This window comes from Pseudomonas sp. SIMBA_067 (assembly GCF_046534675.1).
GTDB lineage: Bacteria > Pseudomonadota > Gammaproteobacteria > Pseudomonadales > Pseudomonadaceae > Aquipseudomonas > Aquipseudomonas putida.
Genome location: NZ_JAWRYH010000434.1, coordinates 1 through 271 on the forward strand (window position 1 = coordinate 1; position 271 = coordinate 271).

Here is a 271-nt window from a genome sequence, read left to right on the forward strand (position 1 = left end):
CATTCCGATTGTTTCTCCTGCAGTAACACTGAAGTCCTTTTACGTGGCTTTTTACGCCCGCCTGCTTTTTTTATCATCACCCTATTCGATGCATACACATGGGAAATGACAAAATGAAAGCATGGTTACTGAAAGATTTTGGCCTTGAAAACTTAAAGCTTGAAGAGGTGGAAACGCCTGTACCCGGTCCGGGTGAACTTCGGGTTAAAGTTGGCGCGGTGTCTCTGAACTTCAGGGATAAGGCAATAGTAGAGGGCTTCTATGAGCCTCA

General features: G+C 45.4%; 1 pseudogene. It reads left to right on the forward strand.

From position 1 onward, the window contains the following. Positions 1-113: 113 nt before the first annotated feature. Positions 114-271, forward strand: a pseudogene (locus SB765_RS29775) (NAD(P)-dependent alcohol dehydrogenase); the annotation flags it as partial.